The sequence below is a fragment of the Hyphomonas sp. TMED31 genome (assembly GCF_002172815.1).
GTDB classification, from domain to species: Bacteria; Pseudomonadota; Alphaproteobacteria; order Caulobacterales; family Hyphomonadaceae; genus Hyphomonas; species Hyphomonas atlantica.
Genome location: NZ_NHCK01000016.1, coordinates 13,363 through 37,494, shown reverse-complemented (window position 1 = coordinate 37,494; position 24,132 = coordinate 13,363). Strand labels below are relative to the sequence as shown.

21 protein-coding genes and 1 pseudogene are annotated in these 24,132 nt (G+C 56.9%); 9 read left to right on the top strand and 13 right to left on the bottom strand.

From position 1 onward, the window contains the following. Positions 1 to 3: 3 nt before the first annotated feature. The 3 genes from CBB91_RS02765 to cobD all read left to right on the top strand — a co-directional run bounded on the left by CBB91_RS02765 (position 4) and on the right by cobD (position 3,418). Positions 4 to 1,473, top strand: a complete 1,470-nt coding sequence (locus CBB91_RS02765; RefSeq protein ID WP_288145219.1) for a cobyric acid synthase — start codon at positions 4 to 6, stop codon at positions 1,471 to 1,473. Beyond that, on the top strand, positions 1,470 to 2,420 hold the full coding sequence (gene cbiB / locus CBB91_RS02760) for an adenosylcobinamide-phosphate synthase CbiB (RefSeq protein ID WP_345906712.1): 951 nt from the start codon (positions 1,470 to 1,472) through the stop codon (positions 2,418 to 2,420). The genes CBB91_RS02765 and cbiB overlap by 4 nt, the downstream gene beginning before the upstream one ends. Continuing rightward, entirely contained in the window at positions 2,420 to 3,418 is a 999-nt protein-coding gene (gene cobD / locus CBB91_RS02755; protein WP_273011818.1) for a threonine-phosphate decarboxylase CobD, read from the top strand. The genes cbiB and cobD overlap by 1 nt, the downstream gene beginning before the upstream one ends. On the opposite strand, the gene cobU is transcribed toward cobD, so the two are convergent. The 9 genes from cobU to ccoN all read right to left on the bottom strand — a co-directional run bounded on the left by cobU (position 3,402) and on the right by ccoN (position 11,687). Continuing rightward, a complete protein-coding gene (gene cobU, locus CBB91_RS02750; RefSeq protein ID WP_273011816.1) occupies positions 3,402 to 3,911 on the bottom strand; it encodes a bifunctional adenosylcobinamide kinase/adenosylcobinamide-phosphate guanylyltransferase in 510 nt (169 codons plus the stop codon). The genes cobD and cobU overlap by 17 nt on opposite strands. 52 nt (positions 3,912 to 3,963) lie before the next feature. Next, positions 3,964 to 4,116 (bottom strand): cbb3-type cytochrome oxidase assembly protein CcoS, encoded by a 153-nt coding sequence (gene ccoS / locus CBB91_RS02745; RefSeq protein WP_273011814.1) that lies wholly within the window; start codon positions 4,114 to 4,116, stop codon positions 3,964 to 3,966. Between the two features lie 6 nt (positions 4,117 to 4,122). After that, complete coding sequence (locus tag CBB91_RS02740) at positions 4,123 to 6,366, bottom strand: heavy metal translocating P-type ATPase (RefSeq protein ID WP_273011811.1); 2,244 nt, start codon at positions 6,364 to 6,366, stop codon at positions 4,123 to 4,125. Beyond that, the gene (locus CBB91_RS02735; RefSeq protein WP_273011809.1) at positions 6,363 to 6,875 is read right to left on the bottom strand and encodes a FixH family protein; all 513 of its coding nucleotides are present in this window, start codon (positions 6,873 to 6,875) and stop codon (positions 6,363 to 6,365) included. The genes CBB91_RS02740 and CBB91_RS02735 overlap by 4 nt, the downstream gene beginning before the upstream one ends. Continuing rightward, the gene (ccoG, locus tag CBB91_RS02730) at positions 6,872 to 8,344 is read right to left on the bottom strand and encodes a cytochrome c oxidase accessory protein CcoG (protein ID WP_273011807.1); all 1,473 of its coding nucleotides are present in this window, start codon (positions 8,342 to 8,344) and stop codon (positions 6,872 to 6,874) included. Before ccoG ends, CBB91_RS02735 begins: the two co-directional genes overlap by 4 nt. Positions 8,345 to 8,352: 8 nt before the next feature. Beyond that, positions 8,353 to 9,237: a cytochrome-c oxidase, cbb3-type subunit III gene (ccoP, locus tag CBB91_RS02725; protein ID WP_273011804.1), complete on the bottom strand. Its 885-nt coding sequence runs from the start codon at positions 9,235 to 9,237 to the stop codon at positions 8,353 to 8,355. Next, positions 9,230 to 9,391: a cbb3-type cytochrome c oxidase subunit 3 gene (locus CBB91_RS02720; RefSeq protein WP_035550252.1), complete on the bottom strand. Its 162-nt coding sequence runs from the start codon at positions 9,389 to 9,391 to the stop codon at positions 9,230 to 9,232. The genes ccoP and CBB91_RS02720 overlap by 8 nt, the downstream gene beginning before the upstream one ends. A 12-nt stretch (positions 9,392 to 9,403) precedes the next feature. Continuing rightward, entirely contained in the window at positions 9,404 to 10,174 is a 771-nt protein-coding gene (ccoO, locus tag CBB91_RS02715) for a cytochrome-c oxidase, cbb3-type subunit II (RefSeq protein ID WP_273011801.1), read from the bottom strand. A gap of 10 nt (positions 10,175 to 10,184) precedes the next feature. Continuing rightward, the gene (gene ccoN, locus CBB91_RS02710; protein ID WP_345906713.1) at positions 10,185 to 11,687 is read right to left on the bottom strand and encodes a cytochrome-c oxidase, cbb3-type subunit I; all 1,503 of its coding nucleotides are present in this window, start codon (positions 11,685 to 11,687) and stop codon (positions 10,185 to 10,187) included. A 629-nt stretch (positions 11,688 to 12,316) separates the two neighbouring features. Between ccoN and CBB91_RS02705 the strand changes: the two genes are divergently transcribed. From CBB91_RS02705 to CBB91_RS02695, 3 genes are all read left to right on the top strand, one after another. Continuing rightward, the gene (locus tag CBB91_RS02705) at positions 12,317 to 13,480 is read left to right on the top strand and encodes a PAS domain-containing sensor histidine kinase (RefSeq protein WP_273011795.1); all 1,164 of its coding nucleotides are present in this window, start codon (positions 12,317 to 12,319) and stop codon (positions 13,478 to 13,480) included. Positions 13,481 to 13,487: 7 nt separating this feature from the next. Further along, a complete protein-coding gene (locus tag CBB91_RS02700) occupies positions 13,488 to 14,108 on the top strand; it encodes a response regulator (RefSeq protein ID WP_273011792.1) in 621 nt (206 codons plus the stop codon). A 74-nt stretch (positions 14,109 to 14,182) separates the two neighbouring features. Beyond that, a complete protein-coding gene (locus CBB91_RS02695; protein WP_273011790.1) occupies positions 14,183 to 14,575 on the top strand; it encodes a response regulator in 393 nt (130 codons plus the stop codon). Between the two features lie 56 nt (positions 14,576 to 14,631). Here CBB91_RS02695 and CBB91_RS02690 read toward each other — a convergent pair whose 3' ends face one another. The 3 genes from CBB91_RS02690 to CBB91_RS02680 form a co-directional block, all read right to left on the bottom strand. Next, entirely contained in the window at positions 14,632 to 17,877 is a 3,246-nt protein-coding gene (locus tag CBB91_RS02690; RefSeq protein ID WP_273011789.1) for an efflux RND transporter permease subunit, read from the bottom strand. Next, positions 17,874 to 18,863, bottom strand: coding sequence for an efflux RND transporter periplasmic adaptor subunit (locus CBB91_RS02685; RefSeq protein WP_273011786.1), 990 nt, complete (start codon positions 18,861 to 18,863; stop codon positions 17,874 to 17,876). The genes CBB91_RS02690 and CBB91_RS02685 overlap by 4 nt, the downstream gene beginning before the upstream one ends. Before the next feature lies 1 nt (position 18,864). Beyond that, positions 18,865 to 19,224, bottom strand: a complete 360-nt coding sequence (locus CBB91_RS02680; protein WP_273011783.1) for a rhodanese-like domain-containing protein — start codon at positions 19,222 to 19,224, stop codon at positions 18,865 to 18,867. Positions 19,225 to 19,364: 140 nt separating this feature from the next. Between CBB91_RS02680 and CBB91_RS02675 the strand changes: the two are divergent. From CBB91_RS02675 to CBB91_RS02665, 3 genes and pseudogenes are all read left to right on the top strand, one after another. Next, positions 19,365 to 20,643 (top strand): annotated as a pseudogene (locus tag CBB91_RS02675) (FAD-dependent oxidoreductase). A gap of 2 nt (positions 20,644 to 20,645) precedes the next feature. Continuing rightward, entirely contained in the window at positions 20,646 to 21,101 is a 456-nt protein-coding gene (locus CBB91_RS02670; protein WP_272983550.1) for a thioredoxin domain-containing protein, read from the top strand. A 19-nt stretch (positions 21,102 to 21,120) separates the two neighbouring features. Next, positions 21,121 to 21,324 (top strand): DUF2892 domain-containing protein, encoded by a 204-nt coding sequence (locus CBB91_RS02665; protein WP_035550227.1) that lies wholly within the window; start codon positions 21,121 to 21,123, stop codon positions 21,322 to 21,324. A 104-nt stretch (positions 21,325 to 21,428) separates the two neighbouring features. On the opposite strand, the gene CBB91_RS02660 is transcribed toward CBB91_RS02665, so the two are convergent. After that, on the bottom strand, positions 21,429 to 24,041 hold the full coding sequence (locus CBB91_RS02660) for a TonB-dependent receptor (RefSeq protein ID WP_035550225.1): 2,613 nt from the start codon (positions 24,039 to 24,041) through the stop codon (positions 21,429 to 21,431). Positions 24,042 to 24,132 lie beyond the last annotated feature (91 nt).

The window sequence follows — 24,132 nt, the reverse complement described above, 5'->3', positions numbered from 1 at the left end:
TTGATGTTGCAAGGCACCGGCTCTGACGTCGGAAAATCCGTGCTGACGGCTGCGCTTTGCCGTATNGCGCGTCGGCAAGGCTTGAGTGTGGCCCCATTCAAACCGCAGAACATGTCCAATAATGCAGCCGCCTGTCCCGGCGGCGGAGAAATTGGCCGGGCTCAGGCNCTGCAAGCACGTGCCGCGGGGCTGGAACTTCACACGGACATGAACCCTGTCCTGCTGAAGCCCCAGACCGACCGCGCGTCTCAGCTAGTGGTACATGGCAAAGCCCTGCGCGCGATGGAGGCGGCAGATTACATGGCAAGCCGTGATCAATTGATGGGCGCAGTCATGGAGAGCTTTGACCGGCTCGCTGAANAGCATGATCTGATCATCGTCGAAGGCGCCGGCAGCCCGGCAGAAACCAATCTGCGCGCCCGCGATATTGCCAATATGGGGTTCGCGCGTCGTGCCGGTGTACCGGTCTGCCTGATTGGNGATATTGAAAAAGGTGGGGTGATCGCCAGTATCGTTGGCACCCGGACTGTAATCGACAGGAAAGACGCGGCCATGATCCGCGCCTTTCTGGTCAACAAGTTTCGNGGAGACCCGTCCTTGTTCGANGATGGGGTCAGGGAGATTGAGCGACGCACGAAATGGCCGTGTCTGGGCGTTATCCCCTGGCTACCGGCTACGGCAAAACTGCCCGCCGAGGATGCTGTGGTGTTGGGCACGCCATCCACCCAATCCGGCAAGACGCTGAAGATTGCTGCCCCCATGTTTTCCCGGATGGCAAACTTCGATGATGCGGACCCGCTAAAGCTTGAGCCCGGCGTGGAGTTTGAATGGACCAGACCCGGACAGCCGATTCCGCGCGACGCCGATGTGGTCATTCTGTTTGGCACCAAATCCACTTTGGGTGACCTCGCCTTCATGCGCGCGCAGGGATGGGATCACGACATCCTGGCCCATGCTCGCGCGGGTGGTCGCGTTCTGGGCATTTGCGGTGGCTACCAGATGCTTGGACAATCCATCACAGACCCTCATGGCGTGGATGGTGAACCCGGCGAAGCGCTGGGGCTCGGCCTGCTGGATGTCGAAACGACAATGACCCGCCACAAGGACGTTCGCCCCGTTTCGAACGCGCAGACCTTTATCGGGTCAACGACATCCGGCTACGTCATTCATGTTGGTCGCACGAATGGCCCCGATACAGACCGTCCCTTTGCAACGCTGGAAGGTGAGAGAGACGGTGCACGCAATGGGAATGGCCGGGTCATGGGCACCTATTTTCACGGCGCTTTCGCAAACAATGAATTCCGGCGGGACTGGCTGGAGCATGTTGGCCACTCCGGACGATCCACGCTCGACTATGACGCGGCCGTTGACGGCGCCCTGGATGATTTGGCTGATGGCGTCGAGGCAAGCGTCGATGTTGAAGCGCTGCTGAATCTCGCCGAGCCAGTCGGNTGGCGCCGGGACAAAACATGATGCTTTACGCGCCACTCNTACTGGGCGCNTGGTTGATCGAAGCGCTGTTCGGCTGGCCCAAGCCATTGTTCAGTANTATCCGGCATCCTGTCGTCTGGTTGGGCTGGATAATTTCTGCGGCGGANAAACNACTNAACCGGCCGCNATGGCCCCACTGGATCAAATATGCATTAGGCGGATTATTCTCCTCACTGCTTATATTAGGCACAGCGGCATTTGCGTGGGCAATATCGGATACCTTACCCAATACATGGTGGGGATGGCTGGTGGAATGCCTGATCGCCTCCTCACTTGTCGCGTCCCGCAGCCTGCACACGCACGTGGCCGCTGTGGCAATCCCCCTTGCATCCGGAAACATGGAGGCCGCGCGCAAAGCAGTTTCCATGATTGTTGGGCGTGACCCCAAACAGCTCGACGAAGCGGGCATTTCGCGCGCCGCCCTCGAAAGCCTCTCAGAGAACATGTCCGATGGCGTGATCGCACCGGTATTCTGGGGGGTACTGTTTGGATTGCCGGGTATTGCGGCCTACAAGGCTATCAATACACTCGACTCCATGATCGGACATCGCAGCGAACAGCACGAAGCCTTTGGAGGGTTTGCGGCACGGCTGGACGATATCGCGAATTTGATACCGGCGCGCCTTACCGGATTGTTCATCACGCTGGCCAGCGGACGCCCGTCTTCGGTCGAAGTGATGATACGGGATGCGCGCAAGCATCGCTCTCCAAATGCAGGCTGGCCTGAAGCCGCAATGGCCGGGGCTCTGGATGTGCGCCTGTCGGGGCCGCGGCGTTATCAGGGCCAAACCAGCGACGAACCCTGGCTTAACCCGGAGCGACCTGACCCCACTGCCGCGGATTTGGCGAAGGGGTTGAACATCTATCGCAAGGCGTGTCTGCTTGGCATGGTTTTCGTCGCGCTGATTGCTGGTGCGGAGCTGATCTAATGTCAGATGATCTGTTGCATGGCGGTTCGCTTGACCGAATGCGGGTCGCTTTCCCGGATGCGCCAGAGCCCTGGCTGGACCTGTCCACAGGCATCAACCCCTGGCCCTATCCAGTAGAGCCTGCGAGCGCGGATGCGCTGCATCACCTGCCGACGCGAGAGGCCTATACCCGCTGCCTCGCCGCGATGGCGAAAGCGATGGGCGCACCCACCGAGTCCATGCGCCTATCGCCGGGCAGCGAGCTACTGATCCGCNTGCTGCCGAAAATCATCTCACCTGANAAGACCNTCGTGCTGTCTCCCTCCTACGGAGACCATCAACAGGTCTGGAACGCGTCGTCGACTATTGTAACTGAAAGCGCTGATCCGCTCACTCATGCGGATACCGCAGACGCCATTGTGTTGTGCAACCCGAACAATCCTGACGGGCGCGTATTCTCTCTGGATGAACTCGAAATGGCTCGCGCCAGACTGGCGAAGCGTGGCGGCTGGCTGATTGTCGACGAAGCCTATGCAGATTTGAACCCGGGTTTCAGTCTTGCGCCGTGCGGAGGCGCGCCGGGACTGATTATTCTGCGCTCTTTCGGAAAGTTCTTCGGCCTGGCCGGTGTCCGCCTCGGCGCGGTCATTGCGCCGACGGACATACTGGACGCATTCGATCAGCTACTCGGTGTGTGGCCAGTCTCAGGGAATGCGCTGGAGATTGGTGCCGTTGCGTATACCGATATGGACTGGCAAGCGGACATGCGCCGGCGTCTGTCAGAGCGGCGCAACAGGCTGGACGAGATACTCAGCGCACACCGATTAGGCCCTGTTCAGGGCACAGACCTCTTTCGATATGTCACCTGCGAGGACGCTCACACACTCTGGCGGAGGCTCGCTCATCAGGGCATATATGTCAGGCGTTTTGCGTGGTCGGACAGACATCTGCGCATCGGTCTGCCCGGCTCGGACTCGGATGAAGCCAGACTGAACGCTGCACTCAGCCTTTCAGTTTGAGTGGAAGCCCCGCCGCGACGAACTCGACCTGATCGCAGACTTTGGCGACGCGCTGGTTCAAGCGTCCCTGTGCATCCCGGAATTCACGGCCAAGGCTTGTCTCCGGGACAAGCCCGAGACCGATCTCATTTGAGACGAGCGCAATGCTGCAATTTGATTGCGACAGTGCCTCGCACAAGGCGTCTGTTTCAGCTGCCATATCGCGCTCATGATGGAACAGGTTTGATAACCAGAGCGTCAGGCAATCAATGAGGAGGAATTCATCCGAGCCTTCGTTTGCCTTGATGGCGCTGACGAGGTCCAGCGGCACTTCAAGCGTTCGCCAGCCCTGCCCCCTATCCGCCTGATGGCGTGCGATACGGTCTGCCATCTCCGTGTCCAGAGCCTCTGCCGTCGCGATGAAGACACGCTGCGGAGANGCCGCTTCGGCAAGCGATTGCGCGCGGGAACTCTTGCCGGAACGCGCTCCGCCGAGGATAAAATACTTGGTCATCGAGACCTAATGNCAGGACAGCGCGCAAAGCGCAAAGGCAATCCGGAACACATCAGGCNGGGGTATCNTCATCATCGTCCAGGATGCGGTAGGCCGGGCCTTGCATGTCNTCGAACTGGCCGGACCGGATCGACCAGATGAACGCCCCGAGCCCGAGCAGGCCCAGCGCGAGGGCAACGGGNATCAGATACACGATGATGGTCATATCGCCCTATTCCCCGAGCTGGAGCCGCATGGCGTTCAATGTCACGATAATCGACGATAGCGACATCGCTATGGCGGCCACAAGCGGCGTAACGTTCCCCGTCACCGCGATCGGAACCGCGATGACGTTATAAGCTGCGGCGAGAGCGAAATTCTGGCGCATGATGGCGCGCGTCTTTCTGGCAACTTTGAGAANGAGCGGAATGGCCTGCATGCCGCCACTATAGACCGCGTCGCTGGCAGACTGGCTGATGTCGATCGCCGCGCCGGGCGCGAGCGAGGCATGGGCCAGAGATAACGCACCAGCATCATTCAACCCATCTCCAACCATGAGCACATGCGCATCCTGCGTGCGCAGCGCCTCCAGCCCGGCGACCTTGTCCTTGGGTTTGGCTTCGCCGGTCCAGTCACTGATGCCCAGAGAATTGGCCAGTGCGGATACCGAAGCGTTCTGGTCACCGGACACGATCTCAAGGCTGATGGACTGGTCACGCAACGTATCGAGCGCTTCACGCGCGCCGGGCTGAATGTCGTCTGTGAACTGGAATTTCACTTCTGGCTCATCCCCTCGCGAGAACCAGAGAGACGGTCCAGATGCTTCGCCATCGGCCTCCGCGCCGACCCATGCGGCAGAGCCCAAGCGCCAGATCATTCCGTCGAGTTCAGCTTCAAGGCCGTGGCCAGCAATCTCTTTCACGTTTTCGGCTGCTGCCCCGACGCCTGCGGCTGACACCAGTGCGCGGGAGAGCGGATGGTGGCTGGCTCTGGCCAGACGGGCCGCGTCAGAGAGCAGGCGACTGGCCTCTTGTGAACGTGCCTCGAGCTGACGATCGCCGATCAAAATGGAGTTCAGCTTGGGTGTACCCAGAGTGAGCGTTCCCGTCTTGTCGAAAACGATATGATCAATCTCGGCTAGACGCTCAAACGCATCGCCTGAACGCAAATAGACGCCCTTTCGGAACAGGCGGCCCGCAGCAACAACTTGCGCCACCGGCGCAGCCAGTGCGAGCGCGCAGGGGCACGTGATGATCAATGTCGCCGCCGCAATCATTAGTGCGTCCGGCAGTGATGCCCCCAGCAGCAGCCAGCCAACACAGGCCAGCGCAGCCGTCGTGTGAACGAACGGCACATAGATAGAAACCGCACGATCCGCGATGCGGCGATAGGCAGACCGGCGCTGCTCGCCTGCTTCCAGCATTTCTCCAATCTGGGAAAGCAGCGAGTCCTCCACCGCCTTCAGCGCTTCTCCGCGCAGTTGTGCCGAAACATTGATCGCGCCTGCGTGCAGCACCATCGCTGGCGAGAACGTGCGGGGAATGGACTCTCCGGTAACCAGGGACTCGTCGACATCACTTGTTCCGGCGAGGATGCGCATATCGACCATCGCGCGCTCGCCAGGCGCAAGCAGGATATGGTCACCCGCGGCAACATCGCTTGCAGCAACGGATACAGCTTCTCCATTACCGGCCACTCGCGTAACTGCGCTGGTCTGCATGGCTGCGAGCGCATTCGCTGCGGCGTGTGCCTGTCGGCGCAGACGCGCATCCAGAAAGCGTCCGATCAGCAAGAAGAAACAGAGCATNACAACGGCGTCGAAATAGGCGTGCTCGCCGCCGCGGAANGTTTCGAACACGCTGACGCCAAACGCCAGACTNAGCGCGAGNGAAATCGGNACATCCATATTGGCGTGNCCATTGCTGAGCGCGGCCCAGGCAGAGCGGAAGAAATGCCGTCCAGANAACAGGAGCACCGGCAGGGCGATTGCGCCCGACAGCGCGTGCANGGTCTGGCGCGTCGCCTCGCCCATTTCTCCGTGCCCAGCCCAGACAGATACCGAGAGCAGCATGATGTTCGCCGCGGCGAAACCGGCAACACCCATTGAGATCAAGAGCGAACGTTCTTCACGGGCCTTGTTGACCGCCCCTTGGTCAGCAGCCTGCGCCGCCACGCCATAACCAAGATCGGAGACTGTCTGCGCAATACGGTCAGCCGCCAGCGAACCNTTCCACCGAACGCGCATCTGGCCATTGGACAAATTCAGGCGAGCTTGCGTAACCCCCGGCAAGGCAGACACGGATTTTTCGATCTTGCTGAGACAGCCACCACATTTCGCNCCGCGCACTACCAGATCGAGCGCATTCTCATCGCCNACATGTCGAACGAACCCNGCATAGCCCGTCTTGGTGGCCTTTTCTGCCGCGGGGGCCATACCGGACGGACAGCCCGGCGCAGTGCTCGTCAATGACGTCATGGTGTGATGACAATCCTCTTGTCGGCGCGAAACACGATGTCATCCCCGGCGGGATCAATGACCTGAAACTGAACATCCCAGCGCCCTGCTGGCAAGTCGGACAAATTCACCGCATAGCTTCCAGATTGGAGAGGCTNCATNTCCACAANCTGGTCATGTGCCGTGCTCGCCGCCCGGCGTAGCTCGNTCGTNACCNGATACCCTNNCAACGGATTTCCGTCGGCGTCGGTCAGGTCGAACACGAGATCACTGCCCACCATGCCGGCGGCGGCGCTCCATCCGAGTTGATCCTGCGCGGCTTTCGCTTCCAACGTGTGATTATAGTCCAGCCCTTGCAGGTAGGACTTCTTCACATCCTCGCCCGGAAAGCTGGTGATGGCATGGTAAAGGAACACGCCGTTCACAGCGAACATCACGCCGAAGAAACCAAGCATGATGAGGAGAACATGCCATCCCGTCAGCTTTCCCTTTGAGGGCACCTGTTCAGCACTCATGATCTGTCCAGTCATTGNTCAGCTCCTCTGAAAGACGAGATATTCACATCAGCCTCNCCTGTTTCCGCATCCNTGACGGTGAAGGTAATTTGCCGACGTGGTGCGCCGGCCTCTGCAGCGACAAGAATTCTATAGCGATCAACACCGAAGCCTTCGACGGGGAGTTCGAGCGTTTCGCTGCCCTCATGATCCATGCCGATAACCTTGAAGGAGAGGCCCTCCAGGCCCGCAACGTCCAGCAACATGGTCCGCGGCTCGCTGGCCTTGTTCACGAGCTTTAACGTNTAGCCATTCTGGATGCGCCCGTCGGACAGCATGACATATGGCGGTGAGCGATCCTTCAGCACGTTGGCCTCAAGAGTTGATTTCGTGGCGAGCCCCCAAACCATCAAAACTCCGATCACAGACATGACAACAGCGTATAGCANAGTNCGCGCGCGAATGATCTTGTGNTTCGGCGGTGTGCAACCCTCGTTGCGCGCCGCGACAGCAATCTGTGTGTCGTAAGCTATCAGACCTTTGGGGCGACCGATCTTCACCATCATCTCGTCGCATGCATCAATGCACAAGGCGCAATGAATACACTCCAACTGCTCCCCATCGCGAATGTCGATCCCCATCGGGCAAACCTGAACGCATTGATCGCAGTCAATGCAGTCGCCGCGTTCATCCCAGCTCTCGGACTTTCTCTTCGGACCACGCGGTTCCCCTCGGTCGTACCGATAGGTGACATTCAGAGCCTGTTCGTCGGTCAGAGCCCCCTGAATGCGCGGCCAGGGGCACATGTAGGTGCACACCTGCTCGCGCATGGTCCCTGCCAGGAAGTAGGTCGTAAGCGTCAAAATGCCGGCAAACCAATACGCAGTCAGCGGCGCTTCGCCCTTGAACCAGCCTGCTGCAACCGTAGGCGCATCATGCCAGTAGAGAATGAACGCGCCGCCTGTCCAGAACGCTATGATCAGCCAGACTGCATGTTTGCCGAGCTTTCTTGAAAGCTTGTTGACGGACCAGGGCGCCTTGTCCAGACGCATGCGCGCGGCGCGGTCGCCTTCGAAAGCGCGCTCGACCCAAATATAGAGATCCGTCCAGACCGTTTGCGGACAAGTGTATCCACACCAGACCCGCCCCAACAAAGACGTAACCAGAAACAAGAGCAGCGCAGCGAGGATGAGCCCGCCGGCCATGAAGTGAATATCCTGCGGCCAGAGCTCAATGAAAAAGAAGTAGAATTTCTCACTGGCGAAATCCGCCAGCACCGCCTGGTCCGGTACGCCCTCACCGCGATTCCAGCGAACCCACGGCAATCCATAATAGACCCCCAAAGTGGCCGCCATCACGAGCCATTTGACCATCCTGAACTTGCCATGCGCAAGTTTGGGATAGATCTGCTTGCGCTTGGCATAAAGGTCTTCATGCCGCGGCGGCTCCCCACCCTGCTGGGCGGGGAGCGTGGCCGTTTTATCGATGAGGGTCGAACTGGCCATGTCGGGGTCTATTCGCCTCCNCTGAGCGAGTGAACGTAGACAGCGATCGCCTTGATCGTTGCGTCGTCGAGGCGGTCATCCCAGGCAGGCATGTGAGAATTACGGGCATTGTAAATCGTCGCCCGGATGTTCTCTTCACGACCGCCGTAGAGCCATTCCGCGTCGGTGAGGTTCGGTGCCCCCTGGGCGCGATCACCCGTTCCGTCCACGCCATGACACGTCGCACATTGCTGTTGGAAAATCGGCGCGGCACGGGAGACNGCNTCNGCATCATCGCTCCGGTCTGTCAGACTGAGCACATATTGCGCGAGATCATCAACTTGAGACCCTGTCAGAAGGCCGTCACGACCAAATGCCGGCATCGCAGAGAAGCGTGTTGCGTCATCCGCATCGTGACGGATGCCGTGGCGGATCGTGTACTCAATGCCGTCGAGAGAACCATCCCACAACCAGACATCATCTGCGAGAGCCGGATAGCCAATGGCACCCCGTCCACCCGCACCGTGACATGTGGCGCAGTTGTCTCCGAAGGCACTCTCGCCCATGGCGAGCGCGAATTGCTGCAAGGTACGGTCTGTCTCGATCGTCTCCAGATTGGCATCCAGCAGCACAACCGACTGCGCATCACGAGCCGACTGAAGGTCCGCAACGGCCTTGGCGACTTCCACACGGTCAGAATGACCCCTGACACCTTTCGTATTTGTTCCCATGCCTGGCAGAGCCGGAATGGCGGGCATCAGGATCATGTAAACGACGGCCCANGCAATCGTCATGTACCAGACATACAGCCACCAGCGCGGCAACGGATTGTTCAGTTCCTTGATACCATCCCAGGAATGGCCGGTCGTCTCGACACCTGAGTGTTTATCAATGTCTTTGGTTTCATCAGTCATTTGATGGCCCCTTGTCTTCAAGCGGAGAGTTTGCAGCGCGGTCGAAAGTTTCCTGATTGTTGGGCCAAAGCGCGTAGGCCAGAGCCGCCAGGAACATCAGAACGAAATAGACCAGGCCGCCGGTCTGAGCGAAACTTGAAAGTGCTTCATACATTCCGTGATCCTCCTAGCGACGGTTNCTGAGGTCGTTGGCCTCATAGGTTGAGAAGTCGACCAGCGTGCCGGTCATCTGGAGGTAGGCAACGATGGCATCCATCTCGGTGACGCGCGTGCGGTCTCCATCATAATCGCGATACTCAACCGAGCCGTCGCGNCCTGCGATGCCGTCATACTCTTCGATCAGGCTGTCGAGATAGTCGTAGCCTTTCTCGTCNGGATCNGCNTGNGCATAGATATGGCCCGCGGCGTTCTCAATCATCTCATCCGTGTAGGGTACGCCAAGCATCCGCTCGGTCCGCAAACGCTCCTCGATCCGATCATAGTTGAGCTTCTTATCGGCCAGGAACGCATAAGGCGGCATGACACTCTCCGGCACCAGAGCGCGCGGATCCTTCAGGTGGTCGACCTGCCATTCAGCAGAATACTTGCCACCCACTCGGGCGAGNTCCGGCCCCGTCCGCTTCGATCCCCACTGGAAGGGGTGGTCGTACATGCTTTCCGCGGCGAGAGAGTAGTGCCCGTAGCGCTCAACCTCATCCCGCAGGGGACGGACCATCTGGCTNTGGCAGACATANCAGCCTTCGCGGATGTAGATGTCCCGGCCCATNAGTTCGAGGGGTGTATAGGGGCGCATCCCGTCAACCTTCTCGATCGTGTTGTCCATATAGGCGAGAGGGGCCATCTGGATCAGGCCGCCGATGGATACGACGACGAGGATGCCNATGGTGAGGAGCAGCGAATGCCGCTCCAGCAATCCATGTTTGTTCATAATGCTCATGGANACGCTCCTATTCAGCAGGAACCAGCGTCGCGCGCGGCTCGGGGGTTGCGTAAGGGTCAGGCTTGGCATCAATCGGCTCTGCAGCGCCGTGGCCCATTGCGGAGCGCACGAGGTTGTAGGCCATGATCAGGGCACCGCTGAAGTACAGCAGACCACCCAAAGCACGGATCATGTAGCTGATATGCTTTGCCTCGACGGTTTCAACGAAGCTGTATTCGAGGAAGCCGTATTCATTGTAGGCGCGCCACATCAGACCTTCCATGATCCCNGCGAACCACATGGAAATCATGTAGAACAGGATGCCGATCGTGGAGATCCAGAAGTGCCACTCAACAAGNGACTTCGAGTACAGAGCTTTCTTCTTGTAAAGCCAGGGCACAAGGCAGTAGAGCGCGCCGAAGCTGATATAGCCGACCCAGCCCAGCGCACCTGAATGCACGTGGCCAATGCCCCACTCCGTATAGTGGCTNAGCGAGTTCACCGCACGAACGGACATCAACGGTCCTTCAAAGGTCGCCATNCCATAGAAGGCCAGCGAGACCACCATCATGCGTACAACTGGATCCGTGCGCAGCTTGTCCCANGCNCCTGACAGCGTCATGACNCCNTTGATCATACCGCCCCAGCTAGGCATCCAGAGCATGATCGAGAACGTCATGCCAAGCGTCTGCGCCCATTGCGGCAGAGCCGTATAGTGCAAATGGTGCGGACCCGCCCAGATGTAGATGAAGATCAGGCTCCAGAAGTGCACGATCGACAGGCGGTAGGAATAAACCGGCCGATTCACNCGCTTCGGAATGAAGTAGTACATGATCGCCAGGAAGCCGGTCGTCAGGAAGAAGCCAACCGCGTTGTGGCCGTACCACCACTGCGTCATCGCATCTTGCACACCGGCAAAAACCTGAACGGACTTGGTGCCCGTCCAGCTGACCGGCACAGACAGATTGTTGACGATGTGCAGCATCGCGATGGTCACGATNAAGGACAGGTAGAACCAGTTTGCCACATAGATGTGCGGCTCTTTCCGCTTCCACAGTGTGCCAAGGAAGACGAGCAGGTAGGCCACCCAGACAATCGTCAGCCAGAGGTCCACATACCATTCCGGCTCAGCGTATTCTTTCGACTGCGTAACGCCGAGCAGATAGCCCGTTGCTGCCAGAACGATGAAGAACTGATAGCCCCAGAAAACAAACCAGGGCCACATTCCGCCAGCAATCCGCGTGCGGCAGGTGCGCTGAACCACGTANAANCTTGTCGCCAGCAACACGTTGCCGCCAAATGCAAAGATCACNGCNCTNGTGTGCAGCGGTCTNAAGCGACCAAAGTTCGTCCAGCCCCATTCAGGAAANTANAAGATGTTCGGAAAGGTCAGCTGCAATGCGATGACCACACCGACCAGAAGCCCNGCGATGCCCCAGAACATGGAGGCAAACACGCCATACTTGACCAGCGTGTCTTCGTATTTGGTCTCATCAAACGGATTGCGGTCCAGCAGATTGCCAGCCCACATCCCCGTCCCGACGAGAAATGCCGTGACAAGCGCGATGAATGTCATCGCCTGAATGCNCATGGCGTGATCAATCGTGCGACCTGCGATGATCAGGGCAAGCACCCCGAATATCGCTACGGCAACCGAGACAGTCGCAATGCTGCCCCGGCTACTGTTTGAAGCAATGGAATTTGGTGTCATCATACTAACTAAGCCCCTTCCGCAGAGCGTTGCGGTTCACTCGTATGACGCCTGATTACGGTGATCGCCTCGGCCCGCGTATAGGGGCTTTCCCGTATGGGACAGTTGGTCCGNATTTTCTATGAAACGGCATCAATTGAAGGGACTTCGATGTGAAAACGACATTCGCCTATCTCGCCTCAGCCGCGCTGCTGACTGTCGGCCTCGTAAAGATGGCCGTTCAGGCCTCGACGCAATCCACCCTTTTGATTCCAACCTGCTTAGGCCANTCGGTCGCCCTTCCTGTCGCGAGCGCAGGAACGCCGCTACTTCACTGCTGGGGATGCTATACGGCGGCGCTCGGAGCAGTTGGCCTGACTGTTCTGGCTGCCAATGGCCTGAAGCAAACACGCCAGCGCCGAGTGTCTGCGCTTTCCTAATTGACCGACTACTCTTACAGTCGACGGGATATGACCNATCCCTTGTCTGACCTCTGGCGTATTGAGAATTCCGAGTTNCANGACTCGNGTTCGCTTCANTCAATCCTGTCGTCGATNTTGCANTCTGTACCGGACGCGATGATCGTGATCGATGATCGCGGAATCATCATGGCNTTCAGCCGTGCGGCAGAAACCCTGTTCGGTTACAAATCCGAAGATGTCGTGGGCGAGAANATCAAATGCCTCATGACCGATACCGATCAATCCCATCATGACCAGTACATCCGCAACTATCTGACGACCGGCGAGCGCCAGATCATCGGCATCGGCCGTATCGTGGAAGCGCGCCTTGCCAATGGCGACTCTATTCCGGTGGAACTCAAGATCGGAGAGGCAAACATTGGCGAGCGCAAACTGTTCACCGGCTTCATCCGCGACATTACAGAGAAACAGGCCAATGTGCACCGTATTGGCGAGTTGCAGGCGGAGCTAAGCAATTTCTCTCGGTTGAGTGCGGTCGGCACAATGGCGTCCGCGATGGCGCATGAGCTGAACCAGCCGCTGACCGCCGTGGCGAATTATCTGGAAGCCGCCCGCGACATGCTGGACGATCCAAGCTCGGATGACCTTGCAATGGTACAGGAAGCGATGGCCGCCGCTGCCGAACAATCCATCCGGGCCGGACAGATTGTACGCCGCCTGAGGGATTACGTTTCTCGCGGTGAACTGGACTTGCGCCCCTTCCCGCTCAAGGAAATTATCGACGACGCTGTCACCATCGCCAAAGTGGGGATCGACGGCCCCCTTGCCCGGGTCGTGGTGCGACTTGACGATCCCGATGTGAAGGTGATGGCAGATCGGCTGCAATTGCGTCAGGTGTTCGCGAATCTGGTTCGCAACGCAATCGAAGCGCTGGCCGAAACGGAAAACCCGCAAGTCTGGATCCATGGACGGCAGGNCGNCGANGAGATTATNGTGGAAGTNCGCGACAATGGGCCCGGCCTTTCCGAAGACTTGCTCCACTCGCCGTTTGAAGCGTTCCAGACCACAAAAGCCACAGGCATGGGACTGGGACTATCGATCTGCCAAACNATAGTCGAGGCACATGGCAGCAGCATTCAAGTTGCATCAGAACCGGGTACTGGAGCCTGCTTCACCTTTACGCTAAGAATCGCCTCGGACNTGGCAATGTGAGCTCGAAATGACCAAAACCATTTTCCTCGTGGATGACGACGAAGCCATTCGGCACTCGGCAAGCTTCATGCTGCGCCACGCCGGCTACACGGTGAANACGTTCCCGGATGGAATGACCTTCCTCGACGCATACGCCCCAAACGATTCGGCTTGCATCCTTCTGGACGTTCGGATGCCTGGAATGGATGGCCTGGCAGTGCAGCAGGCTCTGTCAGAACGTGGGAACAAGATGCCGATCATCGTGCTCACAGGACATGGAGACGTGTCCGTCGCGGTGCAGGCAATGAAGAATGGCGCGATCGAATTCCTCGAAAAACCGTANGAAAAGAAGGCATTGCTGGAAGCCATCGAAAATGGCTTCAATCGTATTGCCGACCATGCTGCCGAAGCAGACCAACGCAGCGAAGCCGTCGCGAAGCTCACCCGGTTGACTGGACGGGAATCTGAAGTGCTTGATTGCCTGGTGGACGGAATGACCAACAAGGCCATAGCGGAAACCCTGTCGATTTCTCCCCGCACCGTCGAGATCCACCGTGCCAATCTGATGGAGAAACTGGAAGCCGACAGCCTGTCCGCTGCGCTTCGCATAGCTTTCACGGCAGACCGCGGTCGCGAGCTGCCTCGTTAGGTAGGTGTACTTAGAGACGCGCGATCTCTCCGTTCGTAGATATGGGATTCTATGAACGTTGAGATCAGCCATCCATGAACCAATCCGCGCACCAGCCCGAATTGCTCAGAATTGCTCTCGTCGAAGACGATGAGGAAGTNCGCTACTCCTTGATGATGCTNCTNAGGTCACGTGGCTTCGCGGTCGACTCCTACNGGAATGGTATGGAGATCCTGATGAACCAACCGAGCCTGCAAGTGGATTGCCTGTTGATCGACTANAAGCTGCCGCGATTTGACGGAATTGACTTGCTGGAAAAAATGCGCGTGGCTGGCACCACAACGCCCGCTGTTCTTATCACAGGCTATTACTCTCCCCACCTGAAAGCGCGTGCGCTCAAAGCGGGCTTTACAGACGTCGTCGAGAAATCCTCAAAACCGCAAGACGTACTCAATTGCCTCGCGACTGCGACCGGGCAAATCCACTAACATTTTGCCGCAGGCGAATTGATCCGTTCAGGACCAGTCTACAGTCCTGACCAATCTCAAGAAGGCGCTTGTGTGCCAGTGCCCTCGGATTCCGGTGCGGCGTCCGCCACCCAATCTGGCCCCTTCAGTGCGACATAAATTGCGGGGATTACCAGAACGGTCAACGCGGTGGATGACGCCAGCCCGAACAGGAGCGAGATTGCCAAGCCCTGGAAAATCGGGTCCGTCAGAATCACAGCTGCGCCAATCATTGCGGCCAAAGCTGTCAGCAGGATCGGCTTGAACCGAATGGCCCCCGCATCCAGCAAGACTTCCCGCAAGGGCCGGTCCGCGAACTGACCGTGGCGAACAAAATCCACCAAGAGAATCGAATTTCTCACGATGATGCCCGCGAGTGCAATGAAGCCAATCATCGATGTCGCCGTGAATGCCGCCCCGAATATCCAGTGCCCCAGCATGATACCGATCAGCGTGAGTGGCACTGGCGTCAGGATCACCAAGGGAGTTCTGAATGTACCAAACTGCGCGACCACGAGTATGTAGATGGCCACGAGAGCTACGCCGAACGCCAAGCCCATATCCCGGAATGTGACATAGGTGATCTCCCACTCCCCATCCCACAACAATGATGGCTTTGATTCATCCGCCGGCTGACCATAAAGGCGTATTTCAGGTGCCTCCAGCCCCGCCGCAGCCCAATCATAAGCGTCGACACGGTCCTGGATTTCCATCATTCCGTAAATAGGCGCCTCAAATCGGCCGGCCAATTCTCCCATGACCATGTCGGCGAAATAGCCATCCCGACGGAAGATCGTGGCTGAGCCGGATTCCATGCGCGCATCGACCAACGTACCCAGCTCAACAGCCTGGGCACCCGGCTGGACCGGCACTGGCAGACTGGCCGTGCGTTCTGACCAGACCTGTGAGGACTTCGGCAGCCGAACCGCAACAGACAAGGGGTCCCGCCCACCACCGCGCGGGGCCACACCAACGATCTTTCCAGAATAAATCAGCGCCAGCGCATCCAGCACATCCTGCTCGGCAACACCTCGGTCAGACGCGGTTGTCTCATCGACGGAAAGAAGCAGTCGAGGTTGCGGACCACCGAAAGAGTTGTCGACGTCCACAATATACTCGGTTTCCCGAAACAATTGTTCTACAATTTCTGCGGTCCTGCGCCGCGTCTCCGCATCCGGCCCATAGATTTCAGCCAGCAATGTCGACAGGACAGGAGGCCCAGGAGGCACTTCCACGACTTTGACACTGGCGCCATCAGGCAGCGGAATCTCTCTCAACTGAATTCTCAGATCGAGCGCAATCTCGTGACTGGACCTGTTGCGATGGCTCTTTTCAAGCAGATTGACCTGAAGATCACCAAGCTCCGGAGAAGACCGAAGGAAATAGTGCCGCACCAGTCCATTGAAGTTGAACGGCGCCGCCGTACCAGCATAAGCCTGAATGGACTCGACCTCATCGACATCGTACATCGTTGCCGCCAACGCAAACAACGTGCGTTCAGTGTCTTCCAGAGCCGTCCCCTCTGGCATGTCGAGAACGATCTGTATTTCAGATTTGTTGTCGAACGGCAGTAGCTTCACCGTCACGGCTTTGGTCATAAACAGCACCAAGGATGCAAGTGTCGCCACACCGACTATGCCAAGAAATATCCAGGCATTGCGGCGGCTTTCCACAATCGGACCAGCAACAGTGCGATAGAACCGCCCCAAACGGCTTTCTTTCTCATCAGAATGCTCATGAACAGGTGCCCTGCCCGCGATCTTCATCAAAAGCCATGGGGCGATCCCTACAGCGACAAAAAATGAAAACAGCATTGCTGCAGAAGCATTTGCCGGGATCGGCGCCATGTACGGACCCATAAGTCCTGAAACGAACATCATCGGCAGCAAAGCAGCTATGACGGTCAATGTCGCGACGATTGTCGGATTCCCGACTTCAGCCACGGCATCAATCGCAGCCTGCACGCGTGGTCGCCCATCCCGCATGGACCAGTGTCGCGCTATGTTCTCGATAATGACGATCGCATCATCCACCAGAATACCGATGGAAAAGATGAGCGCAAACAAACTGACCCGGTTAATCGTATAGCCCATCATAAGTGAGGCAAAGAGCGTTAGCAGGATGGTTGTCGGAATAACGATCAGCGTAACAATCGCTTCTCTCCATCCAATTGCGAATGCGATCAGGACCACAATGGACACTGTCGCAAGCGCCAGATGGAAGAGCAATTCATTGGCCTTGTGGTTCGCCGTCTCGCCATAGTTTCGCGTCACGGCGATATGGACGCCTTCCGGTATCATTTCCCGTTCGAGCAGCTCAAGTCGCTCGAGAATTTGGTCTGCAACCACAACCGCATTCGCCCCCGGCCGCTTGGCAAGTGAGAGCGTCACAGCGGGTAAGGCTTCGAACTCTGCNCGCGACGAATTTCGCTCAAGCGTCCACGCGCGTGCCTCAGTCTCAATACCGGCGACTTCGACGCGCGCGATATCCGACANGTATATTGTGCGACCNTCGGGAGCCCGGATTTCAAGACGTTCCAGATCCCCTATGGCGGATATGCGATCCCCCGCCTGAACGATGATGGATTCCCCTGCCCCNCGCGCAGCTCCAATGGGGCGCGCCTGAACGGCCTGCGAAACGGTATCAACCAACGCCTGTAGTGGAACACNATATGACGACAGGGCCTCAATATCGGGCTCGACACGCAGCTCGAGGCTACGNCCACCAATCACGTCTGTCAGGCCGACATCTTCGACCTTCACGAGTTCTTTCAGAACCTCGTCCGCCAGCATCCGCAAGCTCGTGTCGTTCCAGACATGGCCCGTCCAAGGCTCAGGCGACAGGGTAAGNGTAACGATCGGAACATCATCAATGCCGCGGCCGACAACTTGTGGCATGGGCACTTCTGGCGGAATACGATCAATATTTGCNCGGATCTTTTCATGGATTCGCAGGATCGCGTCATCGGCATCAGTCCCAACCATGAAGCGAGCGGTTACAATCGCTCCATCGTCCCGGCTCTGACTGTATACATGTTCAACATCAGGGATCGCCTTGACGATTTCCTCCAGCGGCTCCGTAACCTGTTCAACCGTGTCGGCTGCGCGCAGGCCCGGGGACTGTACCAGAATGTCCACCATCGGAACGGAGATTTGCGGCTCCTCCTCGCGAGGAATCGTCAGCAGTGCAACCAAACCGACCGCNAGAGCAGCCAGCAGGATCAATGGCGTCAGCGGCGAACGGATGGTTGCCCGTGTGATAGAACCCGAAACATCCGCCTTCATGAGCTTTTCGTTCCCGGCAAGGCAATTACNTCTCCCGNTCGCAGCCCCGACAGAACTTCATANACTCCNTTGGCAACCAGCGGCTCGGCNAAAACGACAGGGGCATCAACATATCTGTCCCCAATCTTCACCCGCACAAAATCTACGCCATACCGCGTCGTNACATACTCCTGGGGNAGNATGATCGCCCGCCGGTCACCAACTGGCGCAAGCACGTCGGCTCGCTCCCCAACCAAGGCATTGAGCCCGCCCTCGACAACAGCATCAGCCACCACAGCGCCATCCTTGAGTGCTGGGTAAACCTTTTCAATCCTGGCCGTCCTAATGGCATCATCTCGNGCGGGAAGCCGAATGGATATTTCGCCGCCCTCAGATAGATAGCTCAAATGTCGCTCAGGCAGAGACAAGCGTACCAGGCCGTCCAGNGTCGCTAGAGTGGCGATGACTTGTCCTGGGGACACGACACTGCCCTCTACCACCGAGACATCAGTCACCCGCGAGTCCGCAGGCGCCCGCACATAGCCTTCTCCCTGTCGGGCAACGAGACTGCGGCGCTCCTCTATGGCCGAGGCTCTGTTCGACTTCATCACATTGAGCGCCGCCGCTTCCTGATCATATCGAGCCTTGGGATAAAAACCGTCCGCCAGTAGTTTCTCAGCGCGCGCGAGATCCGCNTCTTGNTGGGTCACTTGCTCTGTCAGGCCATCAATTCGGGACTGAATGGCGTTGATCTGNGGTGCGATCGTGTCGTCAGCAATGAACGCAACAACGTCACCAGCCTTCACTGTATCACCCTCATCTATACCAAGCTGGGTCACGATGCCTTGCAGCCGAGAGCGGGCCATTGCCGTATCGCTGGCCTCAATGCGGCCAACGACGGGTCGGTAGTCCGTGACGATGCTCTCCTCCACCGTCATGGTTTGGGTAGCAGCAATCGGACTACTTGCCAGACAGACCGCCAAGCTGGCCAAAGCAAATCGGATCATCTCANTAATCCCCCTTGTCCACGACAGTCCCGGTGGCTGGATCAATCCGAATGCACGGCTGTCCAGNTGATCTCCAGGCAGCAATTCCCCCAGCCATATGAGCGGCCTCAACCCCAATCTCCTTCATGAACTTTTCCAAGGCCATGCGGGATCTTTTGCCGGAACCGCACTGAAAAANGATCTGGCGGTGTCCGTCAGTCGGAAGCGCCTTTGGCTCGAAAGTCGACAATGGGTGCAGTAAAGCACCATGGATCCGCTCGTTCGCGAACTCCGCCGGCTCACGTACATCGACAAGCAATATGTTTCCGGCCTTCAGGTCAGCCAGAACTTGTTCGGGTTTCACGTCATACTTGTCTGCCATGTTCATCAAAGCTCCCTGCTTGCTGGTGATTGCGCACCACGCATTTGATCTAGGTCATCAATACTCGCTCCCATATAAGTAGCATTGCGTATTTGCGAAAGTGCTAATATACAATATCTCTCCTGCATGGAGGATTGGTCATGGCAAAAGTCGTAATTCTCGGCGCCGGATTGGGTGGGCTTATCGCAGCCTTCGAAATCAAGAAAACGCTCGGCGATCAACACGATGTCGCGATCATCAGCGAGACCGANTACTACCAGTTTCAGCCTTCAAACCCTTGGGTGATCGTGGGATGGCGCCAACGCTCGGATATAACCATCGACCTTGCCAAACCCCTGAANAAGCGAGGCGTTGAACTGATTGTCGGCAAAGCGGAAGAGAGTNGTCCCCGCAGAAAAATGCGTTCGAATGCCGAATGGCGACCGCATCTCCTATGACTATCTCGTAATTGCCACAGGACCCGAGCTTGCATTCGATGAAATTGAAGGCCTTGGTCCACGCGGCCACACACAATCCGTGTGCCATATTGATCATGCGGAACAAGGATTCGCGGCCTTTGAAGCCTTTTGCAGGGACCCCGGACCAATTGTGATCGGTGCAGCGCAGGGGGCATCCTGCTTTGGACCTGCGTACGAGACTGCTATGATCATCGAGACGGAACTGCGTAAACGGAAGATCCGAGATTAGGTTCCAATGACCTTTATCACGCCTGAACCCTATATCGGTCACCTCGGCCTCGACGGTGTGGGCGACACAAAGGGCTTGCTGGAAAGCGAAATGCGCGAACGGCATATAAAATGGATTGTCAACGCACGCGTTTCAGCAGCCAAAGCGACTTCAATCGAGGTAGAAGAACTTGATTTGAATGGGAACGTTGTGAAGAAACACGACCTTCCGTCCAAGTTTTCAATGCTCATGCCACCATTTCAGGGCGTGGAGGCCGTTCGCGGCGTCGATAATTTGGTCAATCCAAAAGGCTTCATCCTCACGGATGAGTTTCAGCGAAATCCGACCTGGCCAGATATCTTCGGTATTGGCGTCTGCATCGCAATACCGCCCATGGGACAAACACCCGTACCCGTCGGCGTCCCAAAGACAGGCTTCATGATCGAGTCAATGGTTGAGGCGACCGCGCGGAACATCAAGCAGCTGATTGATGGCGAGGTTCCAACTCACAAGGCAACATGGAATGCAATTTGCCTGGCGGACTTCGGGGATGGCGGCGTTGCCTTTGTCGCACAGCCACAGATCCCACCGAGAAATGTCAACTGGTCGGCCTCAGGTCGTTGGGTTCACATGGCGAAAGCCGGTTTCGAAAAATACTTCCTGCACAAACTGAGAACCGGAAAATCAGAGACCTTCTACGAAAATGCCGCCCTCGGACTTTTGAAGACTCACAAACTGAAAGGTCACTCTTGATAATGGCGACCAAACACATTGTTTGCACAAAATGCGGCAGGATAAACCGAGTGCCCACTGACAAGCAATTGGCAAGCGGCCAGTGTGGGGCATGTCAGTCAAAGCTCTCAGCCGACACGCCAATTGATATCAGCGAAACCGTATTGAATCGCTTGTTGGCGAAAGATGAGGGCTCATTCCTACTAGATGTTTGGGCGCCTTGGTGCGGCCCCTGTCGAATGATGGCACCAGCCTACATGGAAACAGCAAAGCACTATGGCGGAGCTTTGCGTTTTCTGAAACTGAACACTGAAGCGTTTCCGAATGCTGGCGCGGCATTGAACGTTCGCGGAATTCCCGCCCTGCTCATGTTTCAATCCGGCTCCATCGTGGATCAGCGCGCAGGAGTCATGACATCGCAAATGATGACCAAATGGATCGACAACTCAAACATCGCAGCGTCTCTAACGGAAATCTGACTTAACACGGAGTATTGCAATGAACCTTGACCGCGCCGTTCTGGCATTCGCAGGCTTGATCGTTCTCGTGAGCCTTGCCCTCGGATACTGGGTTTCGCCCTACTGGCTGCTTCTTACCGCGTTTGCTGGCCTAAACATGGTTCAGGCTGCTTTCACGGGATTCTGCCCCGCGGCACTGATCTTCAAACTGTTCGGCGTCCGCAGCGGCTCTGCGTTTCGCTGAAGGATCATGAAGGCCGAAAAACGCTTTTGCCCCACCTCAATCAAAGCGCCCCTCGCCTGAATACCAGGCAAGGGGCGCTGTCTTTTAAACCGATCTGACTGGATCTAGAACTTAGCCGTCAGACTGACCGAGAAGGTCTGACCACGATCATACGTATTGAACTCAGTACGTCCAAGTTCACCTTCGCTGATCTGATACTCTTCATGAGCTTCATCAAGCAGGTTGCGCCCGCTCAGCCCCAGCGTGAATTCGCGTCCAACCACTTCGAAATCACGGTTGTAGACGAGGTCCAACTGAATACCTGGATCTTCGATGATATCCGGCAGAGCCGCGCCTGGCAGATCAATGCCGCGCTGGAGAATACGATCATCAACCCAACCCACGAGTAGAGTGAGCTGTTCGACGTCAGATTCCCAACCAAACTGAGCGTTCAGAATGTTCTCAGGCGTTCCTTGCAAGTCAGATCCATCCAGACCGAAGAAGCTGGCGTCACGGAGAGACCGGGAAATCGGATCGAAAACCTGATCATTCTCATCAGCCTGCACTTCTGAAGACGTGTAGGTGTAGTTGATGGAGAACCGGCCGTCGCGATCGTTGAAGAACGAATTATCGAACGGGAATTCGAACAGAGTACGATACTCGAATTCACCGCCGAACAGTTCGGCTTTCGGTGAGTTGATGAACGTTGTTTCGAACACGAAGGTTGAAGTGGAGTACTGGATTTCCTCGATAGGATTTTCCAGTTCCTTGTAGAAACCTGCAATCGTGATGAACTCGTTCGGGCCAAGATAGTACTCGAGGCGCGCATCGTAGTTTGTCAGCTCTGTATCGACCAGCCCGTTATTACCCCGATAGGAGCGCTCACTTTCTGGATCGAAATAATTCGAAAGAGCGAGTTCCCGGAATTGTGGGCGAGCAATTGTCTGGGAATATCCAAGACGCAGTTGCAGATCTTCAGCGAAGTTCCACGTGAACGTCAAGGATGGCAGCAGATAGTCATTTTCGAGATCGACTGCACCGGCGCCTTCATTGCCGAAACGGTCGAAGGTGTTGACTGTCTGCTGGGCTTCTTCATAGCGAAGGCCCAGCGTGGTCTGGATGAAGTCCGTCCACTCAATGTCGCCCTCGACATAGGCGGCATAAACATCCAACTGACCCTCATAGGAGTCGTTTGGCGTGGTGATTTCCTGCAGCACGAAACGCTGTGGGTCGATATTGTCAGGGCTGAACAGGAAGTCGGGGCGTTGGATCTGAATATCTTCAGAGATCGAGTTGCCGCCGGCAAAACGGAAAGCGTAGAAATTGTATTCACGCTCGGTCGAGGAAACGTCAAAACCGCCCGACAGGACCGCCTCACGGGAATCGCTCAGCTCAATTGTGTATTCCGCATCGCCGCCGATTCCTTTGATATCATCGGTAAGGTCGGAGAAGCGAATGTCGTAGCTGTTCGCGACCTGATAGGCCGGAACACCGTCATCGTTGATGTAGCGACGAAGCGAACGCTCATACGGCGCGTCACGCGTCGATTGAGCGACCGAACCGCGCCAGGACAGGACGAGATCATCAAACGTGTGCTCGCCGCGAAGCTGACCAAACAGAAGGCCCCGCTCAAACCAGCCTGAGGATTCGTCGAAGATTTCGCCAGAGCTACCCTGCGCGTTGAAGTCCGTACCGGTATCAATCTGGGCTTCTTTCGACGTGTCATGCACGTAGAATACAGTCGCCTGGACTTCATGACCGGAATACCAGTTGATGGTCGCAGAACTTAGCGCGTTAACGGTCGCGTTGTAGTTCGTTTCCAGCGTCTGATAGTCGTTTCCGAGCACACCGCCCTGAACAAATTGGCGAGTCGCTTGCTTGGTGGCCCAACCGGAGTCAAATCCGGCAACACCAATGATGCCGAGGTCAAACTCCTTGCCTTCAACAATCCGGCCAAACTCAACAGAACCGTTATAGTTTGGTTCCAGATCCTTTTCCTGAATGACATTCAGAGGCGTGTTTACGAGGCTCTCACCCACAGCTTCGATGGCGTCGTCATCAAGGCTGTTCAAGCTTTGGTCCAGGCTCAGTACGAGCCCCAATGGTTGCGGGAAATTGCGCAGACCATCATCATAACCGCTCCAGTCCGTATCAGAACCGCGAACGAAGATACCCTTGTCGAACGTGGTCGCCGTGTTTGCACTGGCACCAAGCTTTACGTGAAAAAAGTTCTCGTTTGGCTGGCGAAGCGTTTGCAGGTCGATGATGCCGCCACCGAATTCGCCCGGATAGTTTACCGAGAAGGTTTTTTGGACGGTTGCACCGTCAAGAGCGTTAGACGGAAACAGGTCCAGTGGAACTGTCCGGCGAAGTGGTTCTGGACTGGGAAGCGGCGAACCGTTCAAAAGTGCCGCTGAGTAGCGGTCACCCAGACCGCGAACATAGGCAAATTTGTCCGAAACAATACTAAGACCCGACAAGCGGGTCAGTGCGAGCGCAGCGTTGGAGTCGCCTTGGCGAGCCAAGTCTTCCGGCGCGAGAAACGATGCGACCTGCGACGTTTCACGTTGGGGTGCGGGGATGTACTCGCCTCGAACAACAACCGTTTCCAGTTCACGTGCTTCTTCGGCGGTTTCTTCCTGCTCAGATGGAGCTTCTTGCGCAACGGCGGGAATGTGGTTTGCCAGGGCTAGCGCTGTCCCGAACAGCAAAGTCCCTTTTAGCAATTGGTGTCTCATGAGACTGTCCTTGTGAATCTTTACCCAGTCGTTCGTGATAGAAATGCCCCTCGAACTCTCGGGAAATACAAACCTGTGTAGGTGCAAGGTG

Bases quoted from the DNA above. Each gene is read 5' to 3' on its own strand.
- CBB91_RS02665 (WP_035550227.1), top strand. From the start codon at position 21,121: ATGAACCTTGACCGCGCCGTTCTGGCATTCGCAGGCTTGATCGTTCTC.
- CBB91_RS02720 (WP_035550252.1), bottom strand. From the start codon at position 9,391: ATGTATGAAGCACTTTCAAGTTTCGCTCAGACCGGCGGCCTGGTCTAT.
- CBB91_RS02660 (WP_035550225.1), bottom strand. From the start codon at position 24,041: ATGAGACACCAATTGCTAAAAGGGACTTTGCTGTTCGGGACAGCGCTA.
- CBB91_RS02670 (WP_272983550.1), top strand. From the start codon at position 20,646: ATGGCGACCAAACACATTGTTTGCACAAAATGCGGCAGGATAAACCGA.